Here is a 20,063-nt window from a genome sequence, read left to right as displayed (position 1 = left end):
GCCGTCACGGCCGTGAAACAGCCATGAGGCAGGCTTGCGCCATGTCGATCAAGGTCTCGCTCCGCCACCGCACGACCTACCGCTTCGACCGCCCTGTCGCCCTGGGCCCGCACGTCGTGCGGCTGCGTCCCGCGCCGCACAGCCGCACGCCCATCGACGCCTACGCGATGAAGGTCTCGCCGGGCGAGCACTTCGTCAACTGGCAGCAGGATCCCTTCGGCAACTGGCAGGCGCGGCTCGTGTTCCCCGAGAAGGTCACCGAGCTGGACATCGACGTCTCGCTCGTCGCCGACCTCATGGTGATCAACCCGTTCGACTTCTTCGTCGAGGAGTACGCCGAGACCTTCCCGTTCACGTACGAGCCCCAGCTGGCGGCCGACCTCGCGCCCTACCTGCGTCCGGTCGGGGAGAGCGAGGCCGACGCCGGTCCCGGACCGGTCGTCTCCCAGTGGCGCGACACCCTCCCGGACCTCCCGGACGACGGCGTGCCGCTCGTGCAGTTCCTCGCCGGGCTCAACGACGCCGTCCACCGCGACGTCGCCTACACCGTGCGCATGGAGCCAGGGGTGCAGACGCCCGACGAGACGCTCACGCGCGCGATCGGCTCGTGCCGTGACAGTGCCTGGCTCCTCGTGTCGTTGCTGCGCCAGTACGGGCTCGCTGCGCGGTTCGTGTCGGGCTACCTCGTGCAGCTGGCCCCGGACCCGCTGGTCGCGGCGCAGGCCCTCGACGGGCCGGCGGGTGCCACCGAGGACTTCACCGACCTGCACGCGTGGGCCGAGGTCTTCGTGCCGGGCGCCGGCTGGGTCGGCCTGGACCCGACGTCGGCGCTGTTCGCGGGGGAGGGCCACATCCCGCTCTCGGCCACGCCCCACCCGTCGTCGGCCGCCCCCATCACGGGTGCGTTGGAGCCGGCCGAGGTGGAGTTCTCGTTCGTCAACGAGGTGACCCGCGTCCACGAGGACCCCCGGGTCACGCTCCCGTACACCGACGCCCAGTGGCAGCGCGTCGACGCGGTGGGGGCCGACGTCGACGCCCGGCTCGACGCCGGCGAGGTGGGCCTCACGATGGGCGGCGAGCCCACCTTCGTGAGCGTCGACGACATGACCTCGGCGCAGTGGAACACCGACGCCGACGGTGACGAGAAGCGCGCCCTCGCCACCGAGCTCGCCGAGCGTCTGCGCCAGGTGTACGCCGCCGGTGGGCTCGTGCACCGCGGGCAGGGCAAGTGGTACCCGGGCGAACCCCTGCCGCGCTGGCAGATCTCGATGCAGTGGCGAACCGACGGTGAGCCGTTGTGGAGCGAGCCGGACCTGCTGTGCGACCCGTGGGCCGAGAACGAGGCCGTCGAGCACGGCACGGCCGAGCGGCTGGCGCGCGAGGTCGCGCGCTCGCTCGGGCTCCCGGCCGAGCAGGTGCTGCCGGCGTGGGAGGACCCGTTCGCCGTGCTCGCGCACGACGTGTCGCGTCCCGATGGCCCCCGCCCGGCATCCGTCGGTCCCCACGGGGCGGAGCAGGTCCCCGACGTCGCCCTCGTGGCCGAGCTCGACGCAGCCGTGGAGCGTCCGACCGGGTGGGTGCTGCCGCTGGCCACGGGGGAGACGTGGCGCAGCCCTGCGTGGCGCTTCCGGCGTGGTCGGCTCGTGCTGCTGCCCGGCGACTCCGCCGTCGGCCTGCGCCTGCCGCTGGACTCGATCACGTGGACCGACCCCGAGGCGTCGGGCGATCCGTCCTACCTCGAGGCCGGACCGACCCTCGTGCCCGGCGTGCCCGACGTCGTGGTCGTCGATCCCGACGAGCAGCCCACCACGGCGCTCGCCTTCGAGGTCCGTCCCGGCAGCGAGGACGGGGCCGAGGTCCTGCACGTCTTCCTGCCACCCACCGAGCGGCTGGAGGACTACGCCGACCTGCTGCACGTGGTCGAGGCCGCCGCCGTCGCCGTCGGGACACCGGTCGTGGTCGAGGGCTACGGCCCGCCGCCGGATCCTCGCCTGACCCAGCTGAGCGTCACCCCCGACCCGGGTGTCATCGAGGTCAACGTGCACCCGACCCGCTCGTGGGCCGAGCTGAGCGCGCTGACCGACACGCTGTACGACGCCGCCCGGCGCACCCGCCTCGCGACGGAGAAGTTCGACCTCGACGGCCAGCACACCGGCACCGGCGGCGGCAACCACATCACGCTCGGCGGCACGACCCCGGCGCACTCGCCCCTCCTGCGTCGTCCCGACCTCCTCGTGAGCCTGCTGACCCACTGGCAGCGACACCCGTCGCTGTCCTACCTGTTCTCGGGGCGGTTCATCGGTCCGACGAGCCAGGCGCCGCGCTTCGACGAGGGTCGTCCCGAGGCGGTCTACGAGATGGAGATCGCGATCTCCGAGGTGCACCGCCTGGCCGCCGAGGCGGCGGAGAAGGACGAGCCCGTGCGCCCGTGGCTCGTCGACCGCGCCCTGCGGCACCTGCTCACCGACCTCACCGGCAACACCCACCGCGCGGAGTTCTGCATCGACAAGCTGTACAGCCCCGACTCGTCGCGCGGCCGCCTGGGGCTGCTCGAGCTGCGCGGCTTCGAGATGCCTCCGCACCCGCAGATGGCGCTCGTGCAGGCCCTGCTCGTGCGGGCCCTCGTGGCGCGGTTCTGGGAGTCGCCCAGCACCGATCCGCTCGTGCGATGGGGCTCGGCCCTGCACGAGGACTTCCTGCTGCCCCAGGGAGCGATCCGCGACGTCGACGCCGTGGTGGGCGACCTGCAGGCCCACGGGATCGCGTTCGAGCGGTCCTGGCTCGACCCCTTCGTGGAGTTCCGCTTCCCGCGGATCGGCCTCACCCAGGTGGCCACGCCCGCCGGCCCGGTCGAGCTGGAGCTGCGCAGCGCCATCGAGCCGTGGCACGTGCTGGGCGAGGAGGCCACGGGCGGAGGGACGTCGCGGTACGTCGACTCCTCCCTGGAGCGGCTGCAGGTGACGGTTCGCGGCATCTCGCGGTCGAGCCACCTCGTCACGTGCCAGGGTGTTCCCGTGCCCCTCACCCCGACCGGCGTGCCCGGCGAGTACTACGCGGGCGTCCGTTACCGGGCGTGGCAGCCGTGGTCGGCGCTGCACCCCTCGATCCCGGTGCACTCCCCGTTGCACGTCGAGGTCGTCGACGTCGCGTCCGGCCTCGCGCTCGGCGGCTGCACCTACCACGTGGTGCACCCGGGTGGCCGTGCCTACGACCACCCGCCGGTCAACGCCCAGGAGGCCGAGGCGCGTCGGTCGAGCCGGTTCGTCACCCAGCCGGCCGGCACCGGCCCGGTCGACGTCGGCGCGCTCGTCGAGGCGGGTCGTCGCGCCCACAGCGACGAGTACCCCCACACGCTCGACCTGCGCCGGGTGCCCCCGGCGGGGGCGCCGGGCCCTGGGCGGCCGACGACCCCGGCGGGGGCGCCGGGCCCTGGGCGGCTGACGACATCGCCATGACGGTCCTGCGCGACTACGCCTCGGCAGTCGGCCAACCGACCCTGGACGCCGCCCCCGGTCGCTATGACGAGGTCGTCGACGCCGACGGCGCCCTGCGGCCCGCCTGGCGGAGCATCGCCGCAAGCGCCCTCGAGATCACCGGTCCCCAGCTGCGCCGGGTGCACCGCGACATCGACCGGTTCCTCGGTGACGACGGGGTCACCTACCGCCGACCGGGGAAGCCCCGCGCGACCTGGCGGCTCGATCCGCTCCCGATCGTGCTCTCGCCCCAGGACTGGGCCCCGCTGGAGGTCGGGCTCGCGCAACGGGCCGAGCTGCTCAACGCGCTGCTCGCCGACCTGCACGGTCCGCAGACGGTGCTGGCCGACGGCGTGCTCCCGCCCGAGCTCGTGTACGCCCACCAGGGCTACCTGCGCGTGACCGCCCGCGCCTCCTCCACCGACGCGCGTCCGCTCCTCGTCACGGCCACCGACGTGGCCAGGACGCCTGCGGGCGAGTGGATGGTCGTCGCGGACCGCGCGCAGGCCCCGTCGGGCCTCGGGTACGCGATGGAGAACCGCCACGTCATCTCGCGGGTGCTGCCCGAGATGTACCGCGAGGCCGGGCTGCACCAGATGGGCCCGTTCCTCCAGGCGTTGCGCTCGACCCTCATGCAGGCCGCACCCGACCACGTGGCGGACCCGCGCGTCGTGGTGCTCACGCCGGGGTCGTCGTCGGAGACGGCCTTCGACCAGGCCCACCTCGCGTCGAGCCTGGGCTTCTCGCTGGTCCAGGGCAACGACCTCGTGGTGCGCTCCGGGGCGGTGTGGATGCGCGTGTTCGGTCGACTCGAGCGGGTCGACGTGATCCTGCGGCGGGTCGACGCGTCCTGGTGCGACCCGCTCGAGCTGCGTGGCGACTCCCAGCTGGGCGTGCCGGGGCTGCTGGAGGCGGTCCGACGCGGGAACGTGCGCATCGTCAACGGTCTCGGGTCCGGTCTGCTGGAGAACCCCGCCCTCCTGCCGTACATGTCGCAGCTGTGCGAGCGGCTGCTCGACGAGCCCCTCCGTCTCGCGTCGGTCCCCACCTACTGGCTGGGGGATCCCTCGTCGCTCGCGTTCGTCCGCAAGCACGTCGACGAGCTGACCGTCCGCTCCATCGACCGCAGCGTCGACGTCGAGCACCTCGGTCCCGACGACCTGCTCCGACAGGTCGAGGCCGCACCGCACCGGTTCGCCGCGCAGGAGCTGCCCGCCTGGTCCCAGGCGCCCCGGCTCACCGGGGGTGCGGTGAGGCCCCAGTCGGTGGCCCTGCGAGCGTTCACGCTGCGGTACGGCGCCTCCTACCGACCTCTGCTCGGCGGGCTCGCCTCGGTGCTGGAGGGTGGCCGCACGGTCTCGAGCAAGGACGTGTGGGTGCTCAAGGAGAGCGCGGACGACCCCGACCAGCACCTGGCCGAGGTCCTGCCCGTCACGTCGTCGAGCAACGTCACCCCGCCGGTGCCGCGCGTGCTGGAGGACCTGTTCTGGTTCGGTCGGTACGCCGAGCGCGCCGAGGACACCCTGCGGCTGGTGCTGGTCGCGCACGCGCTGGCCGAGGACTACCGCAACCGGCCGTACAGCGCCGGCGGCGTCGCGCTGCGGGTGCTTCGGTCGGCGCTGCAGCAGCTGGTGCCAGGGACCTTCGACCTCACGGACCCGGCGGCCATCGACGCCGACCTGCGCTCGGTGCTGCTCGACGCGGGGCGACCGGCCTCCGTGGCGCAGTCGTTCGCCGCCTTGCGCTCGGCGGCACAGGGCGTGCGCGACCAGCTCTCCATCGACGTGTTCCGCGCCTTCGGCGCCACCGAGCGCGCCGCCGGGATGCTGGACGTCAACGACCACAGCCTGCAGGTCACGGAGAGCGCCGAGCGCATGCTCACGGGTCTGCTCGCCCTGCACGGCGCCACGGCGAACATGGTCCACGACGACGGCTGGCAGGTGCTCGAGGCGGGACGTTCCCTCGAGCGGTGCCTGCAGGTGGTCGCGCTGCTGCGTCGCTCGGTCACCGTGCGCCGCGGCATCGATGTCGACCGTCACCTGCACCAGGCGGTGCTGACGGCCACCGAGAGCGCCGTGACCCATCGTCGTCGCTACCGCGGGTTCGTGCGGGTCACCACCCTCGTCGAGCTGCTGCTCGCCGACCCGGGCAACCCGCGGTCCCTGCGCTTCAACCTCGAGGCGCTGCGGCGGCACGTCGCGGCGCTGCCCGCCTCGACGGGATCGACCCGTCCCGAGCGGCTCCTCGACGACCTCGCCGAGGAGCTCGACCGCGTCGACACGGCGGCGCTCGTGCCCATCGAGGGGGAGGCGCGGCCGAACCTGGAGCGGCACCTGGACACCGTCGCCGTGCACCTGTCGCGCTTCGCGGAGGCGTTCGAGGCCATGCACCTGGCCGCGGCCCCGGCCCCGCGGTCGTTCGGCCTGGCGGGACGGGGGCCGGCATGAGGCTCGACGTCACCCACCGCACCACCTACACCTACGACGACGACGTGACCGGCAGCTACGGCATCGGCTACCTGACCCCCCGCGAGCTGCCCTGGCAGCGCATCGAGCAGCACGAGGTCGTCGTCGACCCCACGCCGCTGGACCTCGCCACGGACGTCGACCACTACGGCAACACCGCCACGTTCTTCCAGCTCGACGAGGCCCATCGTGACCTCGCGGTGGTGGCGCGCAGCGTGGTGGAGGTCGACGTCCCGGTGATGGACCCCGTCGCGCTGGCCGTGCCGTGGGAGCAGGCGCGGCCGACCGAGCGCCGTGACGTGCCGGACGCCTGGCGGGCGATCGACCTCGCGCTCGCGTCGCCCTCGATCGACCATCCTGCTGCGGCCCACGCCTACGCGGCCGAGTCGCTGCGTCCCGGGCGGCCGCTGGGGGAGGCGGCACTGGAGCTGATGCACCGGATCTACGCGGACTTCGCGTACGAGCAGGGTGCGACGACCGTGACGACGACGATCTCGGACGTCCTGGAGGCCCGCGCAGGGGTGTGCCAGGACTTCGCGCAGCTGACCCTCGCGTGCCTGCGGTCGCACGGGCTCGCCGCCCGGTACGTGAGCGGCTACCTGGCGACCGAGCCGCCGCCGGGCAAGGAGCGGGTCCTGGGCGCCGACGCCACGCACGCGTGGGCCGCGGTGTGGGTGCCGGGCGGCGGCTGGCTCGCCCTCGACCCCACCAACGACCAGGCCGCCAACGAGCGGTACGTGACCGTCGCGTGGGGTCGCGAGTACGCCGACGTCCCGCCGCTGAAGGGCGTCATCTTCACGGAGGCGAAGACGTCGACGCTCAGCGTGGCCGTCGACGTCGTGCCGGTCTGAGATCACACCGGCCCGAGGTGCGCCGGGGGGCCGCGGCCCGGATGATGGGGCCGGTGAAGGCCTTCTCCTGCCGTGTGTGCGGCAACCCTCTGTTCTTCGAGAACTCCGTGTGCGTCTCGTGCGGGACCGCGCTCGGCTACTCCCGCGTCGAGCACGAGATCGTGCCCGTCGACGAGGACGGTCGCCACGTCGACGCCGAGGGTCTCGTGTGGCACGTGTGCGTGAACCTCAACCTCTCCGGCTGCACGTGGCTGGCGCGACTCGAGGGCGGTCAGTGCTTCAGCTGCGACCTGACGCGCACGCGACCGTCCGACGACGACCTCGAGGGGCTCTCGCAGTACCCGGTGGCCGAGGCCGCGAAGCGTCGCCTCGTGGTGGAGCTCGACGCGCGCGGCCTGCCCATCACCACGCGCGACGAGGACCCCGAGCAGGGCCTGTGCTTCGACATGCTGTCCAGCGTCGAGGAGAACGTGGTCATCGGCCACGCCGACGGCGTCATCACGATCGACCTCGCCGAGGGGGACGACGCGCACCGCAAGAAGGTGCAGGCCGAGCTGGCCGAGCCGTACCGCACGATGCTGGGGCACCTGCGGCACGAGGTGGGGCACTACTTCGAGTCCGTGCTGGTCCGTGGCGACGAACGCATGACCGCGTGCCGAGAGCTGTTCGGTGACGAGTCGAAGGACTACCAGGCCGAGATCGACCGCCACTACGCCGAGGGCCCGCCCGAGGACTGGCAGGAGTCCTACATCAGCACCTACGCGACGATGCACCCGTTCGAGGACTTCGCCGAGACCTTCGCGCACTGGATGCACATCAGCGACACCGTCGAGACCGCCCGCGCCTACGGGCTGACGACGGTCGACCCGACGGCGTTCAGCCTGTTCAGCGACCTGGTCCGGGGCGTCTGGGTGCCCCTGTCGACGGCGCTGAACCAGATCAACCGGGCGATGGGTGCCGACGACCTCTATCCCTTCGTGATCCCGGAGCCGGTGCTCACGAAGCTCGACTTCGTGGCCGATCTCGCCAAGGACCCCGTGCCCGCCGCCTGACCCGCGTCGCCGCGCCCCGTCCGACGTTTCGACACGGCTGGGGTCGGCCTGGGAGGATGGGCCGGTGAGCGAGCCCATCAAGACCCTGCCGCTCGTCCTCGAGCCTCCCCGTGGCCGCGGCAAGCCGCCGCGGCACCTCGCCGACTTCTCGGCCGAGGAGCGCAAGGCCGCGGCCGAGGAGCTCGGGCTGCCCGCGTACCGCGTCAAGCAGGTCGCGCACCACTACTTCGCCCGGCTGCAGCGCGACCCCGAGGCCATGACCGACCTCCCCGCCGCGCAGCGTGACGCGATCGCCGAGGCCCTGCTGCCGCCGCTGCTCACCCCGGTGCGCACGCAGGAGGCTGACAAGGGCGCGACCCGCAAGACGCTGTGGCGCCTGTTCGACGGTGCCCTCGTCGAGTCCGTGCTCATGCGGTACAGCGAGCGGGCGACCGTCTGCGTCTCCAGCCAGGCCGGCTGCGGCATGGCCTGCCCGTTCTGCGCCACCGGCCAGGGCGGGCTCCAGCGCAACATGAGCACCGCCGAGATCGTCGACCAGGTCGTCGACGCCGCGGCCGCGATGGCGAACGGGCTCGTGGCGGGCGGCCCCGGCCGTCTCTCCAACGTCGTGTTCATGGGCATGGGGGAGCCGCTCGCCAACTACAAGGCCCTGGTCGGTGCGGTGCGACGCATGACGTCGTCCGCCCCCGACGGCCTCGGCATGTCGGCCCGCAACATCACCGTGAGCACCGTCGGCCTCGCCCCGCGCATGCGCCAGCTGGCCGACGAGGGCGTGCCGGTCACGCTCGCGCTCTCGCTGCACGCACCCGACGACGAGCTGCGCGACGAGCTGGTGCCGATCAACACGCGGCACAGCGTCGACGACGCGGTCTCGGCGGCGCGCTACTTCTTCGACGTGACCGGACGCCGGGTGTCCATCGAGTACGCCATGATGCGCGACATCAACGACCAGGCGTGGCGCGCGGACAAGCTGGCCGACGTCCTCATCGCCCACGGTGGCCGCGCCTGGGTGCACGTGAACCTCATCCCGCTCAACGAGGTCCCCAGCTCGCAGTTCACCCGCTCCCGCGACGAGGACATGGACGAGTTCGTCCGTCGTCTCGACGCCCGGGGCATCAGCACCACCATCCGTGACACCCGCGGCGACGAGATCGACGCCGCCTGCGGCCAGCTCGCCGCCACCGGCGACTGACTCCTGCGGCTCAGGCCAGCGGGTTCGGCAGCACCAGCTCGGTGTTGCGGTCGGCGGCCTTGCCCTCGTAGCCGGCGGTGCGCTGCTGGGGGTCGTTGGCAGCGAGCTCGCGCGAGAGGGACGCCAGCTCGACGGTGCTCGCGAGCCCGGAGTGCTGCTCGGCTCCGGCGTGGTCGACCATCGTCGTGAAGATCGAGAGCGTGCCGTCGCGGTTGTCGACGAGCTCCACGAGTCGCGACTGCTGCGGGAAGTCGACGTGCGAGGCGCAGCTCATCTCGTAGAACCCGCCCGAGCCGTCGGGGCGGGCGTGCGCCGTGATCGCGTTCTTGTGCGTGTGCCCGTTCACCCACGCCACCACGTTCGGGTGCGCCAGCAAGGTCGAGACGACGGCCGGACCGAGCACGCGGACCTGCGCGTCGCCGCCCGTGAGCACGAGCGGGTTGGTCATCGTGGCCGACGTGTGGTGGCTGAAGACCATGACGTACCGGTCGGTCGATGCCGTGAGCACCTGCTCCAGCCACGCCGCCTGCGCCGCGTCGATGGAGCCGTCGGCGTACCCGTTGGGGTTCACGGTGTCGAGCACGACGCAACGGAGGGAGCCCTGGTCGAACGTGTAGTACGCCGTGCCCTTCGACCGGTTCTCCGCCGTGAAGCCGTGGCCCACCGGGGCGCCGCTGGTCCGGAAGTGCTCGTCCACGACCTGCTTGCGGGTCAGCGAGCGGCGCGCCGGGTCGGCTGACACCAGGCGTGCCGACAGCAACGACAGGGCTCCAAGCAGCGGCGTGGCGTTCGCGGTACGGAGCGCGTCGAGGACGTCGGCCTGGGACAGCCCGGGCGGCAGGCTGGTCGCCTTGAGCGGGCCGGTGCCGACCAGGCCGAGGGGCAGGGTCTGCGGGAAGTTGCCCTGCACGAGGCCGTCGTGGTTGCCGAACACCGAGTACCAGGGCATCGAGAGACCCTCGGGGGTGAAGGGCCGGCGCGCGGCGTCGAGCAGGCCGTTCTTCGCCGGGAACCCGTAGCGCGAGCGGTACTGGTCGTTCTTCCCGCCCTCGGGGTGCCAGTAGTGCGTGTCGGACGTGCCGCTGTCGTGCACGCCCTCCCACCGGTTCGGGTTGCCCGAGTCGGGCCGGACCGGCCGGCCGCCGTCGAGGACGTCGATGTTCCAGCGGACCTCGTTGTACTGGCAGTTGTCGGAGTTGTCGCCGGTCTGGATCGCGAACGCCAGCGGGCTGCCGGTGACCGGTCCCGCGGTCACGTCGTTGACGGCGCGGACCATCGCGTCGCTCGTCTGGGCCGTGAGCATCTCCTGGGGCCGGTAGCTCGACGTGAGGAGCCCGCCGAGCGTGGGGTCTCCGGGGGAGTAGGCGTCGTCGAGACGGTCGAGGTACTCCACGCGCATCGGGGACTGCGCGTCGATCACGTGCACGTCGGTGAGGTGGACGAACGAGACCACGGCCTGGCGGCCGGTGGCCCGCGCGTCGCCCGGGGTCGCCCCGAGATCGGCCCGGACGACGTGCGGCTCCCCATCAGCCGTCACCAGACGCGCGTACCCACCGGGGCCGGGGGTGCCGCGCACGAGGCGTCCCGCCAGCGTGGTGCCCGCCGACGAGGCCGGCGACACCGCCGCCCGCGAGATCGACGGCAGGCCGACCACGGCCGCCGTGCCGAGCAGGGTTCCGGAGCGCAGCAGGGCGCGACGAGTGACCGTCATGTCCCCATCAACGACGCGATGTGCTCCAGGTCACGTCGGACAGGTCGTGCGGAGCGACGCCGGCGCGGTCGGTAGCGTGGCCGCGAGCCGACCGAAGGAGCACCATGCTGGGAGTCCACCGCGACGGCGACGTCGTCGTCCTGGAGCTGCAGCGCGAAGAGCGTCGCAACGCCCTGAACCTCGACCTGTGCCGCGCGATCGACGAGGCGGCACGCGACGCCGTCGGTGACGGACCGGCGGCCGGGGGAGCCCGGGCGATCGTCATCACCGGTCAGGGCACCGCGTTCTGCTCCGGCGCCGACCTCGGTGGCGTGTACGGGGACGAGTTCCTGGAGGCGCTGTACGGCATGCTGCACGGCCTGGCGCTGCTGCCGGTCCCCATCGTCGCCGCCGTCAACGGGCCCGCCATCGGCGCGGGGACGCAGCTGGCCATCGCGTGCGACCTGCGCGTGGGTGACGACACCGCGCGGTTCGGCGTGCCGACCGCGCGCAACGGCATGGCGGTGGACGCCTGGACCATCCGCACGCTCGCGGCGCTCTCCGGCACAGGTCCGGCGCGTCGGATGATGCTCGCCGGCGAGCTGATCGACCGCGACGAGGCCCTGTCCCACGGGCTGGTCGACCGGGCCGGGACCCTCGACGACGCGTTGGCCTGGGCGCACGAGATCGCCACGCTGGCGCCGCTCACGCTCGCCCACAACAAGCTCGTGCTCAACGGCACCCATCACGACGATGCGGCGATCGAGCAGAGCTTCCGCGACGTGTGGGCCAGCGACGACGTGCGTGAAGCCGCCCAGGCGCGTGCCGAGAAGCGCACGCCCGTGTTCCGGGGACGCTGATGGCCAGCCTCGGCTTCGACCTGCTGGACCGTCACGTCGTCAGCGGCGGTGCGGACGACCCGGCAGCCGGGCGTCTCACCTTCGCCCGGCTCCTGGAGCGGTCCGCCTCGCTCGCGTCCGGACTCGGCATGCTCGGCGTCCGTCCGGGTGACGAGGTGGGCGTCCAGGTCGACGACGTCGACCGGGTCCTCGTCGTGTGCGCCTGCATCCGCATCGGGGCCCTGCCCGCTCCCGACGGCGTGGTGGTCGTGGTCCCCTCCGACGACGGACCCGTGGTGCGGGTCGGCGACGACGTGCACCCGCTCGACCTGGTCCGGCAGGCCGGGTCGGGTGATGCCGCGATGGCCCTGGCCGACGACACCGCGGGCTACCGCGACGCGGTCTTGCGGCACGCGGCCGACGTCGTCGAGCCGCTGCTGGAGCGCCGCCCCGTCCTCTGAGCGGGCCGCCGCCTGCTGCTGCGTTGCTTCGGCTGGGCGTTCGCTCACTGCTGCGTCGCTCCTGGTGGGCGTTCGCTCGATGCTGCGTCGCTGTGGCTTCGCGTTCTCCTGCGGCTGCGTCGCTGTGGCTGCGAGTCGACCTGCTCTCCGAAAAGGGCCTCGACCGGAGCGGGGGGTCTGGTCTCGGGTGGGTCTGCGGGGCGCGGCCACGATTCTTCATCTGTGCGTGATCCGCGCACGATGCTTCCTTCGCGTGGACCGTGCCTCGCGAAGGAAGCATCGTGGCGACGAAATGGCGCCCTGGAGGGCAGTGATTCTCCTTCTGCGTGGAACGGTCCACGAGAAGGGAGAATCCCTGCCCAACCGTCGTGCACCATCGCCCCGCGGACGCAGGATTCTGCCTTCACGTGCGGAAGCCCGAACGATGCTGCGTTGGTGACGGGATCCCGTAGCGAACGCAGCATCCTTCGCCCTCTCACGCACGAACGCAGAATCTTGCGTCACCCCGAGCCACGCTCCGAGGGCCCGACCGAGCCCGGACCCCGCCGCCGGTCGAGGCCCTTTCGGAGCGCAGGTCGACTCGCAGCCACAGCGACGCAGCAGCAAGGCACGACCAGACCACAGCGACTCAGCAGCGCGTGCAGGCCCAGCGGAGGCGACGGGTCGTCCACATCCCGTCGAGACGACCGACAGGGGAAGGCTCAGGAGCCCTCGACGTCGAGTCCGGCCCAGGTGGCCACGCGGTCCCAGACGCGGCGCCGAAGAGCCGGGTCCTCCTTCGGCCACGGGGCGTAGTGCGGCGAGCGACGTCGGCGGTCGCACCAGAACCCGTCCTGCCCGGTCCGTGACGTGGGCACCGCGGCCAGCCAGACCATGGTGTCGGCCCCCTCGGCGGCCGTGCGGAGCACCGGACCCAGGACCTTGGCGAAGCCGGGCAGGGAGTCGGTGATGCCGGGCGTCTGCGCCCAGCCGGGGTGCATCGAGTGGCTCGGCAGCTGCGGGTGCCGCTGGGCGAGCAGCTCGGCCACCACGACCTGCAGCCGCTTCGTGCGGGCGTAGGCACGCACGCCGTCGTAGGTGCCCTCGCGGTACTGCAGGTCGTCCACGAGTGCCTCCGTGAGCGGGGCGGTGTACATGCCGCCCGACGAGACCCACACGACCCGCCCGTCGTCGGCCGCCCCGAGCAGCGGGCGGACGAGCTCGGTGAGCAGGAGCGGGCCGAGCACGTGCGTGGCGAGCGTCAGCTCGTGACCCTGTGCCGACTCCGTGCGCTCGGTCGGCATGACGCCGGCGTCGTGCACGATCGCGTGCAGCGCGCCGAGGTCGGCCCGAAGACGCTCCGCGTAGCGGCGCACGTCGTTTAGATCGCTGACGTCGCACACCTCCTCGCGGAGCTCGGCCGACGGTAGCGAGCGGCGGATCTCGCCGGCGGCGTCGGCCAGGCGGTCGGCCTTGCGTCCCACCAGGTGCACGGTGGCGCCGAGCTCGGCGAGTCCCGTCGCCGCCGCGGCGCCCAGGCCACCGCTCGCTCCCGTCACGACCACGTGGCGACCTCGGAGCGAGTCGGGCTCGGGGTCGGCCGGCCACCAGCGACGACGCAGCCGCGGTCCGATGCTGGAGTACCCGGGCAGCACCGTCTTGTCGAGGATCGTGTCGGCCAGGTCGGTCAGCGTCGAGGACATGCCTCCACGCTAGAGAGGTGGATCGCTGCAGGCACCTCCAGACGACGTGCCGTGCGCTACAGGAGGCCCGCGTCGTGCATCGTGATCGCCACCTGCACCCGGTTCACGGCGTCCAGCTTGGTGAAGAGGTGGGAGATGTGCGCCTTCACGGTCGCGAGGCTGAGGTGCAGCTCCGAGGCGATCTCGGCGTTGGACGCGCCTCTCCCGATCGCCCGGGCCACGTCGCGCTCGCGGTCGGTCAGCGACGCCACCAGGACCGCGGCCCGCGTCTCGCGGCCGTCGCCCGACCCGTCCGTCACCTGCTCGATGAGTCGACGGGTGATCGCCGGCGACAGCGCGGGCTCGCCGGAGGTCACCGTGGCGATGGCCTCGACGATCTGCGCCGGCGGGGTGTCCTTCAGGAGGAACCCGTGCGCCCCTGCGGCCAGGGCCCGTACGACGTAGTCGTCGGCGTCGAAGGTGGTCAGCACCAGGACGCGCGGCGCCGAGGGCAGGGCGACGATCGCGGCGGTCGCGTCGATCCCGTCCATCACCGGCATCCGCAGGTCCATCAGCACCACGTCGACGTCGCCCTCGCGGACCCGGGCGACCGCCTCGCGGCCGTTGGACGCCTCGGCGACGACCTCGAGCTCGTCGGACCCGCCGAGCATGAGCGCCAGGCCGGCTCGCACCAGTGCGTCGTCGTCGACGAGGAGCAGCCGGGTCACGCCGGCCACGGTACCCACGCCTCGAGCACGTAGCGCTGGTCGGGCGTCACCTTCTGCGTCAGCCGACCGCCGGCGAGCTCCACCCGCTCCCGCAGGCCCACCAGGCCCAGGCCGGCCCCCGGTGGTGGCGCCGCGGTGCGGGTGGTGCCGACGCGCAGCGGGTTCGTCACCACGGCCCGCACACCCGCTCCGCCCTCGGCCTCCACGCGCACCGTGACGGCGGTGTCGGTCGCGTGCTTGTGCGCGTTGGTGAGACCCTCCTGCACGACGCGGAAGATCGTGCGGCCCTCCGCGTCGGGAACGTCGTCGAGATCGCCGTCCACCGACAGGTCGACGCGCATCCCGGCACGCGCCCACTCCTCCACGAGGATCCGCAGGTCGCCCGCGGACGGCTGCGGCAGCTCGGGGGCCGCGTCGCCGGGACCGTCGCGGAGCACGCCGAGCACACCCCTCAGCTCGGTCATGGCCTGGTGGGCCGTCTCCTGGATCGTGCGGGCGGCCTCACGCACCTGCTCCGGCGGGAGGTCGTCCCGGTAGGCCAGCGCCCCCGCGTGCATGGTGACCAGCGAGATCCGGTGCGCGAGCACGTCGTGCATCTCCCGGGCGATGCGCGTGCGCTCGGCGCCGCGGGCCTGCGCCACCTTCGCCGCCTGCTCCGCCTCGGCGATCTCGGCCCTGGAGCGGAGCGTGGCCAGCAGCTCACGCCGCGACCCGACGTAGAGCCCCACCGCCACCATGAGGCCGATGACGACGACCACCACGGCGGCGTCGAGTCGTGGGTCGGGCCCCGGGACCGGGTTGATGGCCACCACGACCGGGATCGTCAGCGCCACCACGATCGTGACAGGGACGATCTCGCGCCAGCGTCGGCGCGTGGCCAGCGAGACGAGCGCGAGGCTCGCCGCGCCCCCGGAGCTGAACGACACGATGCTCACGACGTTGGTGACCAGCGCGGTCGCCACCGGGAAGCGGTGCCGCCACCGGAAGGTGGCCACCGTGCTCACCACCCCGATCGCGATGTCGGCAGCGAACCACCCGGGCGCGTTGGCGAGCTGCCACGGGGCGAGCTCGACCCACGACAGGCCCGTGACCGCGAGCACGAGCAGGAGTCGCCAGACCTGCCCCCATCGCGTCACGGTCGGGGGCGGGGGGCTCACCGGCGTCACGCTACCGACGTGGGTGCGGGCCGTGCCACGTCCACCCGGCCGACGAGGCTCATACTTTCGGCGACCGGATCGTGGCTGCGTGGCGGATGCCCACGACGCACCACGTCGGGCAGGCTGGGGTCATGATCCAGGTCCAGAACCTCACCAAGACGTACGCCGGCTTCACCGCCGTCGACGACGTCAGCTTCACCTGTCGCCCAGGGGCCGTCACCGGCTTCCTCGGGCCGAACGGTGCCGGCAAGTCGACGACGATGCGCATCATGACCGGCCTCACCCCGGCCTCCGTCGGCCAGGCCCTCATCGACGGCGTCGACTACCGCGACATCCCCAACCCGGGCACGCAGGTCGGCGTGCTCCTCGACGCCTCGGCGCAGCACGCCGGCCGTACCGGCCGCGAGATCCTCACCCTGTCGGCCCTGACCATGGGTCTGCCCAGCAGCCGCGTCGACGAGATGCTCGAGCTCGTCAGCCTGAGCGACACCGAGTCCAAGCGCCGGGTGAAGAACTACTCGCTCGGCATGCGCCAGCGACTCGGCATCGCCAACGCGCTGCTCGGCGATCCCAAGGTGCTCATCCTCGACGAGCCGGCCAACGGTCTCGACCCGGCCGGCATCCACTGGATGCGCAGTCTGCTGCGCCACTACGCCGACCGCGGCGGCACGGTGCTGCTGAGCTCGCACCTGCTGCACGAGATCGAGATCATCGCCGACGAGATCATCGTCATCGGCCACGGCAAGATCGTCGCCCAGGGCACGAAGGACGAGCTCATGCACCGCGCACGCGGCGGAGCGGACTCCACCTTCGTCCACTCGGTCGACGACGAGCAGCTGCAGAAGGCGCTTGTGGGCGCCGGGCAGCAGCCCACCGCCGTCCAGGGCGGCCTGCAGGTCGCCGTCGGCGCCGAGCAGGTCGGCCAGGCCGCCCTCGCGGCCGGCGTCGCCCTCGTCGAGCTCCGGCCCGCCGGAGGCGCGGGGCTCGAGGACATGTTCCTCGAGCTCACGTCCTCGACCCAGCGCGAGAAGACCACCACCGAAGGAGGCGTGGCATGAGCGCCACCACCGCAAGCCCGCTGCCCGCGTCGGTCTCCACCGACCGTCCCGGCATCCCGTTCGCCCGGCTCGTCCGGGTCGAGCTGCGCAAGATGTTCGACACCCGCGCCGGTCGCTGGCTGATGATCAGCATCGTCGTGCTGTCGCTGATCGCGGCCGTCTCGGTGATCGCGTTCGCTCCCGACAGCGTCATCTCCTACGCCGTCTTCGCGACCGCCTTCGGCGTGCCGCTCGGCATCCTCCTGCCGGTGGTGGCGATCCTGTCCGTCACGGGTGAGTGGAGCCAGCGCAGCGGCCTGACGACGTTCACGCTCGTGCCGCACCGCGGCTCGATCATCAACGCCAAGATCGTCGCCTCGGTGCTCGTCGGCATCATCTCCGTGCTGGTGGCCTTCGCGATCGGCGCGGTCGGCAACCTCGCCGGTGCCGCGATCAACGGGATCGACGCCGACTGGGACGTCACGCTCACCCAGTTCCTCACGATCCTGCTGGCCAACATCCTGGGCCTGCTGCTGGGCTTCACCCTCGGCGCACTGTTCCGGAACACGCCCGCCGCGATCGTCGGCTACTTCGTGTACGGCTTCGTCCTGCCGACCGTGTTCGGGATCCTGGCCGCGTTCCAGGACTGGTTCAAGGACCTGCAGCCGTGGATCGACTTCAACTTCTCGCAGAGCAAGCTGTTCGAGGGCAACCTCACCGGCGAGGAGTGGGCACAGCTGGGCACGTCCGGGGTCATCTGGTTCGTGATCCCGCTGGCACTGGGCATCTGGCTGATCCGTCGGTCCGAGGTCAAGTGACCCGACGGCGATGAGACCTCCGGCGCCCGGGCGGGACACCCGGTGCCGGTGAGAGAGAATGGCGACATGCGAAAGCGTGTCGCCATTCTCGGTTCCACCGGCTCCATCGGTACCCAGGCCCTGGAGGTGGTCGAGGCCGCCCCGGAGCGGTTCGACGTGGTGGCGCTCGCAGCCGGCGGCTCGGACCCGGGCCTGCTGGCCGCCCAGGCGATCCGGCACGAGGTGGAGCTGGTCTCGGTGGCCAGGGCCACCGCCGCCCAGGACGTGCAGCTGGCGCTCTACGCCGAGGCCAAGCGACGCGGGTGGTCCGAGGGCGACCACCGCCTCCCGAAGCTGCTCGCCGGACCGGACGCCGCCACCGAGGTGGCCCGGGCCGACGTCGACGTCGTGCTCAACGGCATGACCGGGGCCGTCGGGCTCAGGCCGACGCTGGCCGCGCTCGAGACCGGGACCACGCTCGCCCTCGCCAACAAGGAGTCCCTGATCGTCGGAGGCGACCTGGTCACCTCCCTCGCCGCACCGGGTCAGATCGTTCCGGTCGACTCCGAGCACTCGGCCATCGCGCAGGCCCTGCGTGGCGAACGGATCGAGGACGTCCAGCGTCTCCTGGTGACGGCCAGTGGTGGACCGTTCCGTGGGCGGACCCGCGACGAGCTGGCCGACGTCACGCCCGAGCAGGCCATGGCGCACCCGACGTGGGACATGGGTCCGGTCATCACGATCAACTCGGCCACGCTCGTCAACAAGGGTCTCGAGGTGATCGAGGCGCACCTGCTGTTCGGCATCGGCTTCGACCGCATCGACGTGGTCGTGCACCCGTCGTCGGTCGTGCACTCCATGGTCGAGTACGTCGACGGGTCCACGATGGTCCAGGCCTCGCCGCCCGACATGCGCCTGCCCATCGCCCTCGGGCTGGCCTGGCCCGAGCGCGTGCCCGGCTCGGCCCGGGCCTGCGACTGGAGCGCCCCGACCGCCTGGGAGTTCTTCCCCCTGGACGAGATCGCGTTCCCCGCCGTCCGCCTGGCGCGCCAGGCGGGGGAGCACGGTCGGACGGCGCCGGCGGTGCTCAACGCGGCCAACGAGGTGTGCGTCGACGCCTTCGTGGCCGGCGAGTTGGACTTCCTTGGCATCGTTGACACCGTGGGAGCGGTCCTGGCCGAGCACCTCGACGACCCCGACGTCGCCCACGCCGACCTGACCCTCGACCTCGTGCTCGAGGCCGACACCCGAGCCCGGGACCGGGCGAGGGCCCTGGTGGAGGAAGCTTCCATGCGATCGAACACCGTGACAGCACCGGGCGGGACCCGCGCGTGACCGGGCTCGTCTACGCCCTCGGCGTCGTCGTCTTCGTCCTCGGCGTCATCGCCTCGATCGCCCTGCACGAGCTCGGCCACCTGTACCCGGCGAAGAAGTTCGGCATCAAGGTCACCCAGTACTTCGTCGGGTTCGGCAACACGGTCTGGTCGTTCCGACGCGGCGAGACCGAGTACGGCATCAAGTCGATCCCGCTCGGCGGCTACGTGAAGCTCGTCGGCATGCTCCCGCCGGAGCGGCGTTCGCAGGAGGACGTGCCCGTCGGGGGAGCGACGGCACCCGAACGGGTCCGCGACACGAACACCGGCCTGTTCACCCAGCTGGTGAGCGACGCCCGCCACGCCGAGTACGAGCTCGTCGACGAGGACGACGCCGACCGGCTGTTCTACAAGAAGCCGTGGTGGCAGAAGCTCATCGTGATGGCCGGCGGCCCCATGGTGAACGTGGCCATCGCGGTCGTGCTGTTCGCCGTCGTCCTCATGGGCTTCGGCGCGCTCACCCCCACCACCACCGTGGCGGCGGTCTCGGACTGTGCCATCACCGACGCCGAGGCCGGTCGCACGTGCACCGACGCCGACCCCGTCACGCCGGCCAAGCAGGCCGGTCTCCAGCCGGGGGACCGGTTCGTCTCGTTCAACGGCGAGCGGATCACCTCGTGGGAGCAGCTCTCGGCGCTCATCCGCGGCAACGGTGGCGACGAGGCGCGGATCGTCGTGGAGCGGGACGGTCGCGAGATCGCCGCGGAGGTGCCCACCACGGTCCTGGCCCGGGCGTCGGTCGACGACCCCGAGCGCACCGAGCGCGTCGGGTTCCTCGGCGTGGAGCCCACCCAGGCGATGCAACGCCAGGGACCCGGCACCGTGGCCGAGGTGATGGGTGAGCAGGTGGTGGCCACGGCCGACGCCATCGCCCACCTCCCGGTGCGGATGGTCGAGGTCACCAAGGCCGCCTTCGGTGCCGAGCGCCCGGCCGACGGACCGATCAGCGTGGTCGGCGCGAGCCGCGTGGCCGGCGAGCTGGTCACCGTCGACGAACCCACGTGGTCCGAGCGGGCGCAGCGGATCCTCGGTCTGCTCGCCTCGCTGAACCTCTTCCTCGCGCTGTTCAACTTCATCCCGCTGCTGCCGCTCGACGGTGGTCACATCGCGGGCGCCCTGTGGGAGGCGATCCGGCGGGGCTGGGCGCGGCTGCGGAGGCGTCCCGACCCCGGATACGTCGACGTGGCGAGGATGCTGCCGGTCGCCTACGTGGTGGGTGGCATCCTGATGGTCATGAGCGTCATCCTGATCTACGCCGACATCGTGAACCCGGTGAGCATCTCGTGA

At 72.3% G+C, this 20,063-nt stretch carries 15 protein-coding genes; 11 read left to right on the top strand and 4 right to left on the bottom strand.

The window, feature by feature from the left end; genetic code table 11:
- The first annotated feature begins 41 nt into the window (after window positions 1-41).
- The 5 genes from NBW76_RS12390 to rlmN all read left to right on the top strand — a co-directional run bounded on the left by NBW76_RS12390 (window position 42) and on the right by rlmN (window position 9,033).
- Window positions 42-3,455, top strand: a complete 3,414-nt coding sequence (locus NBW76_RS12390) for a DUF2126 domain-containing protein (RefSeq protein ID WP_056554153.1) — start codon at window positions 42-44, stop codon at window positions 3,453-3,455.
- On the top strand, window positions 3,452-5,920 hold the full coding sequence (locus NBW76_RS12385; protein ID WP_056554156.1) for a circularly permuted type 2 ATP-grasp protein: 2,469 nt from the start codon (window positions 3,452-3,454) through the stop codon (window positions 5,918-5,920). Before NBW76_RS12390 ends, NBW76_RS12385 begins: the two co-directional genes overlap by 4 nt.
- Window positions 5,917-6,789, top strand: coding sequence for a transglutaminase family protein (locus tag NBW76_RS12380; RefSeq protein ID WP_056554159.1), 873 nt, complete (start codon window positions 5,917-5,919; stop codon window positions 6,787-6,789). Before NBW76_RS12385 ends, NBW76_RS12380 begins: the two co-directional genes overlap by 4 nt.
- A 53-nt stretch (window positions 6,790-6,842) precedes the next feature.
- On the top strand, window positions 6,843-7,841 hold the full coding sequence (locus tag NBW76_RS12375; protein WP_056554885.1) for a putative zinc-binding metallopeptidase: 999 nt from the start codon (window positions 6,843-6,845) through the stop codon (window positions 7,839-7,841).
- 76 nt (window positions 7,842-7,917) lie between these two features.
- On the top strand, window positions 7,918-9,033 hold the full coding sequence (rlmN, locus tag NBW76_RS12370; protein WP_200932666.1) for a 23S rRNA (adenine(2503)-C(2))-methyltransferase RlmN: 1,116 nt from the start codon (window positions 7,918-7,920) through the stop codon (window positions 9,031-9,033).
- Between the two features lie 10 nt (window positions 9,034-9,043).
- Here the strand turns inward: rlmN and NBW76_RS12365 are convergent, their stop codons facing one another.
- Window positions 9,044-10,744 (bottom strand): TIGR03767 family metallophosphoesterase, encoded by a 1,701-nt coding sequence (locus NBW76_RS12365; protein ID WP_056554164.1) that lies wholly within the window; start codon window positions 10,742-10,744, stop codon window positions 9,044-9,046.
- Window positions 10,745-10,848: 104 nt separating this feature from the next.
- Between NBW76_RS12365 and NBW76_RS12360 the strand changes: the two genes are divergently transcribed.
- Both NBW76_RS12360 and NBW76_RS12355 read left to right on the top strand, forming a co-directional pair.
- Window positions 10,849-11,583 (top strand): enoyl-CoA hydratase, encoded by a 735-nt coding sequence (locus NBW76_RS12360; RefSeq protein WP_055967374.1) that lies wholly within the window; start codon window positions 10,849-10,851, stop codon window positions 11,581-11,583.
- Entirely contained in the window at window positions 11,583-12,023 is a 441-nt protein-coding gene (locus tag NBW76_RS12355; protein WP_055967377.1) for an AMP-binding protein, read from the top strand. The genes NBW76_RS12360 and NBW76_RS12355 overlap by 1 nt, the downstream gene beginning before the upstream one ends.
- A gap of 701 nt (window positions 12,024-12,724) precedes the next feature.
- Here NBW76_RS12355 and NBW76_RS12350 read toward each other — a convergent pair.
- Genes NBW76_RS12350 through NBW76_RS12340 form a run of 3 tightly spaced genes read right to left on the bottom strand, consistent with a single transcriptional unit; the run spans window position 12,725 to window position 15,569 of the window.
- Window positions 12,725-13,705, bottom strand: a complete 981-nt coding sequence (locus NBW76_RS12350; protein ID WP_056554168.1) for an SDR family NAD(P)-dependent oxidoreductase — start codon at window positions 13,703-13,705, stop codon at window positions 12,725-12,727.
- 56 nt (window positions 13,706-13,761) lie between these two features.
- Entirely contained in the window at window positions 13,762-14,412 is a 651-nt protein-coding gene (locus NBW76_RS12345; protein ID WP_200914536.1) for a response regulator transcription factor, read from the bottom strand.
- Entirely contained in the window at window positions 14,409-15,569 is a 1,161-nt protein-coding gene (locus NBW76_RS12340) for a sensor histidine kinase (protein ID WP_235492943.1), read from the bottom strand. Before NBW76_RS12340 ends, NBW76_RS12345 begins: the two co-directional genes overlap by 4 nt.
- A 131-nt stretch (window positions 15,570-15,700) precedes the next feature.
- Between NBW76_RS12340 and NBW76_RS12335 the strand changes: the two genes are divergently transcribed.
- The 4 genes from NBW76_RS12335 to NBW76_RS12320 all read left to right on the top strand — a co-directional run bounded on the left by NBW76_RS12335 (window position 15,701) and on the right by NBW76_RS12320 (window position 20,063).
- Window positions 15,701-16,627: an ATP-binding cassette domain-containing protein gene (locus NBW76_RS12335; RefSeq protein WP_055967386.1), complete on the top strand. Its 927-nt coding sequence runs from the start codon at window positions 15,701-15,703 to the stop codon at window positions 16,625-16,627.
- Entirely contained in the window at window positions 16,624-17,424 is an 801-nt protein-coding gene (locus NBW76_RS12330; protein WP_055967388.1) for an ABC transporter permease subunit, read from the top strand. The genes NBW76_RS12335 and NBW76_RS12330 overlap by 4 nt, the downstream gene beginning before the upstream one ends.
- A gap of 66 nt (window positions 17,425-17,490) precedes the next feature.
- On the top strand, window positions 17,491-18,738 hold the full coding sequence (gene dxr / locus NBW76_RS12325) for a 1-deoxy-D-xylulose-5-phosphate reductoisomerase (RefSeq protein ID WP_056554174.1): 1,248 nt from the start codon (window positions 17,491-17,493) through the stop codon (window positions 18,736-18,738).
- On the top strand, window positions 18,735-20,063 hold the full coding sequence (locus NBW76_RS12320) for an RIP metalloprotease (protein WP_056554177.1): 1,329 nt from the start codon (window positions 18,735-18,737) through the stop codon (window positions 20,061-20,063). Before dxr ends, NBW76_RS12320 begins: the two co-directional genes overlap by 4 nt.

The organism is Aeromicrobium sp. Leaf245, assembly GCF_942548115.1.
Lineage (GTDB): Bacteria > Actinomycetota > Actinomycetes > Propionibacteriales > Nocardioidaceae > Aeromicrobium.
The sequence above is the reverse complement of the archived record's forward strand: the minus strand, read 5'-3'. Positions and strand labels throughout refer to the sequence as shown.

Bases quoted from the DNA above. Each gene is read 5' to 3' on its own strand.
- NBW76_RS12360 (WP_055967374.1), top strand. From the start codon at position 10,849: ATGCTGGGAGTCCACCGCGACGGCGACGTCGTCGTCCTGGAGCTGCAG.
- NBW76_RS12350 (WP_056554168.1), bottom strand. From the start codon at position 13,705: ATGTCCTCGACGCTGACCGACCTGGCCGACACGATCCTCGACAAGACG.
- NBW76_RS12335 (WP_055967386.1), top strand. From the start codon at position 15,701: ATGATCCAGGTCCAGAACCTCACCAAGACGTACGCCGGCTTCACCGCC.
- NBW76_RS12355 (WP_055967377.1), top strand. From the start codon at position 11,583: ATGGCCAGCCTCGGCTTCGACCTGCTGGACCGTCACGTCGTCAGCGGC.
- dxr (WP_056554174.1), top strand. From the start codon at position 17,491: ATGCGAAAGCGTGTCGCCATTCTCGGTTCCACCGGCTCCATCGGTACC.
- NBW76_RS12380 (WP_056554159.1), top strand. From the start codon at position 5,917: ATGAGGCTCGACGTCACCCACCGCACCACCTACACCTACGACGACGAC.
- NBW76_RS12365 (WP_056554164.1), bottom strand. From the start codon at position 10,744: ATGACGGTCACTCGTCGCGCCCTGCTGCGCTCCGGAACCCTGCTCGGC.
- NBW76_RS12385 (WP_056554156.1), top strand. From the start codon at position 3,452: ATGACGGTCCTGCGCGACTACGCCTCGGCAGTCGGCCAACCGACCCTG.
- NBW76_RS12390 (WP_056554153.1), top strand. From the start codon at position 42: ATGTCGATCAAGGTCTCGCTCCGCCACCGCACGACCTACCGCTTCGAC.
- NBW76_RS12330 (WP_055967388.1), top strand. From the start codon at position 16,624: ATGAGCGCCACCACCGCAAGCCCGCTGCCCGCGTCGGTCTCCACCGAC.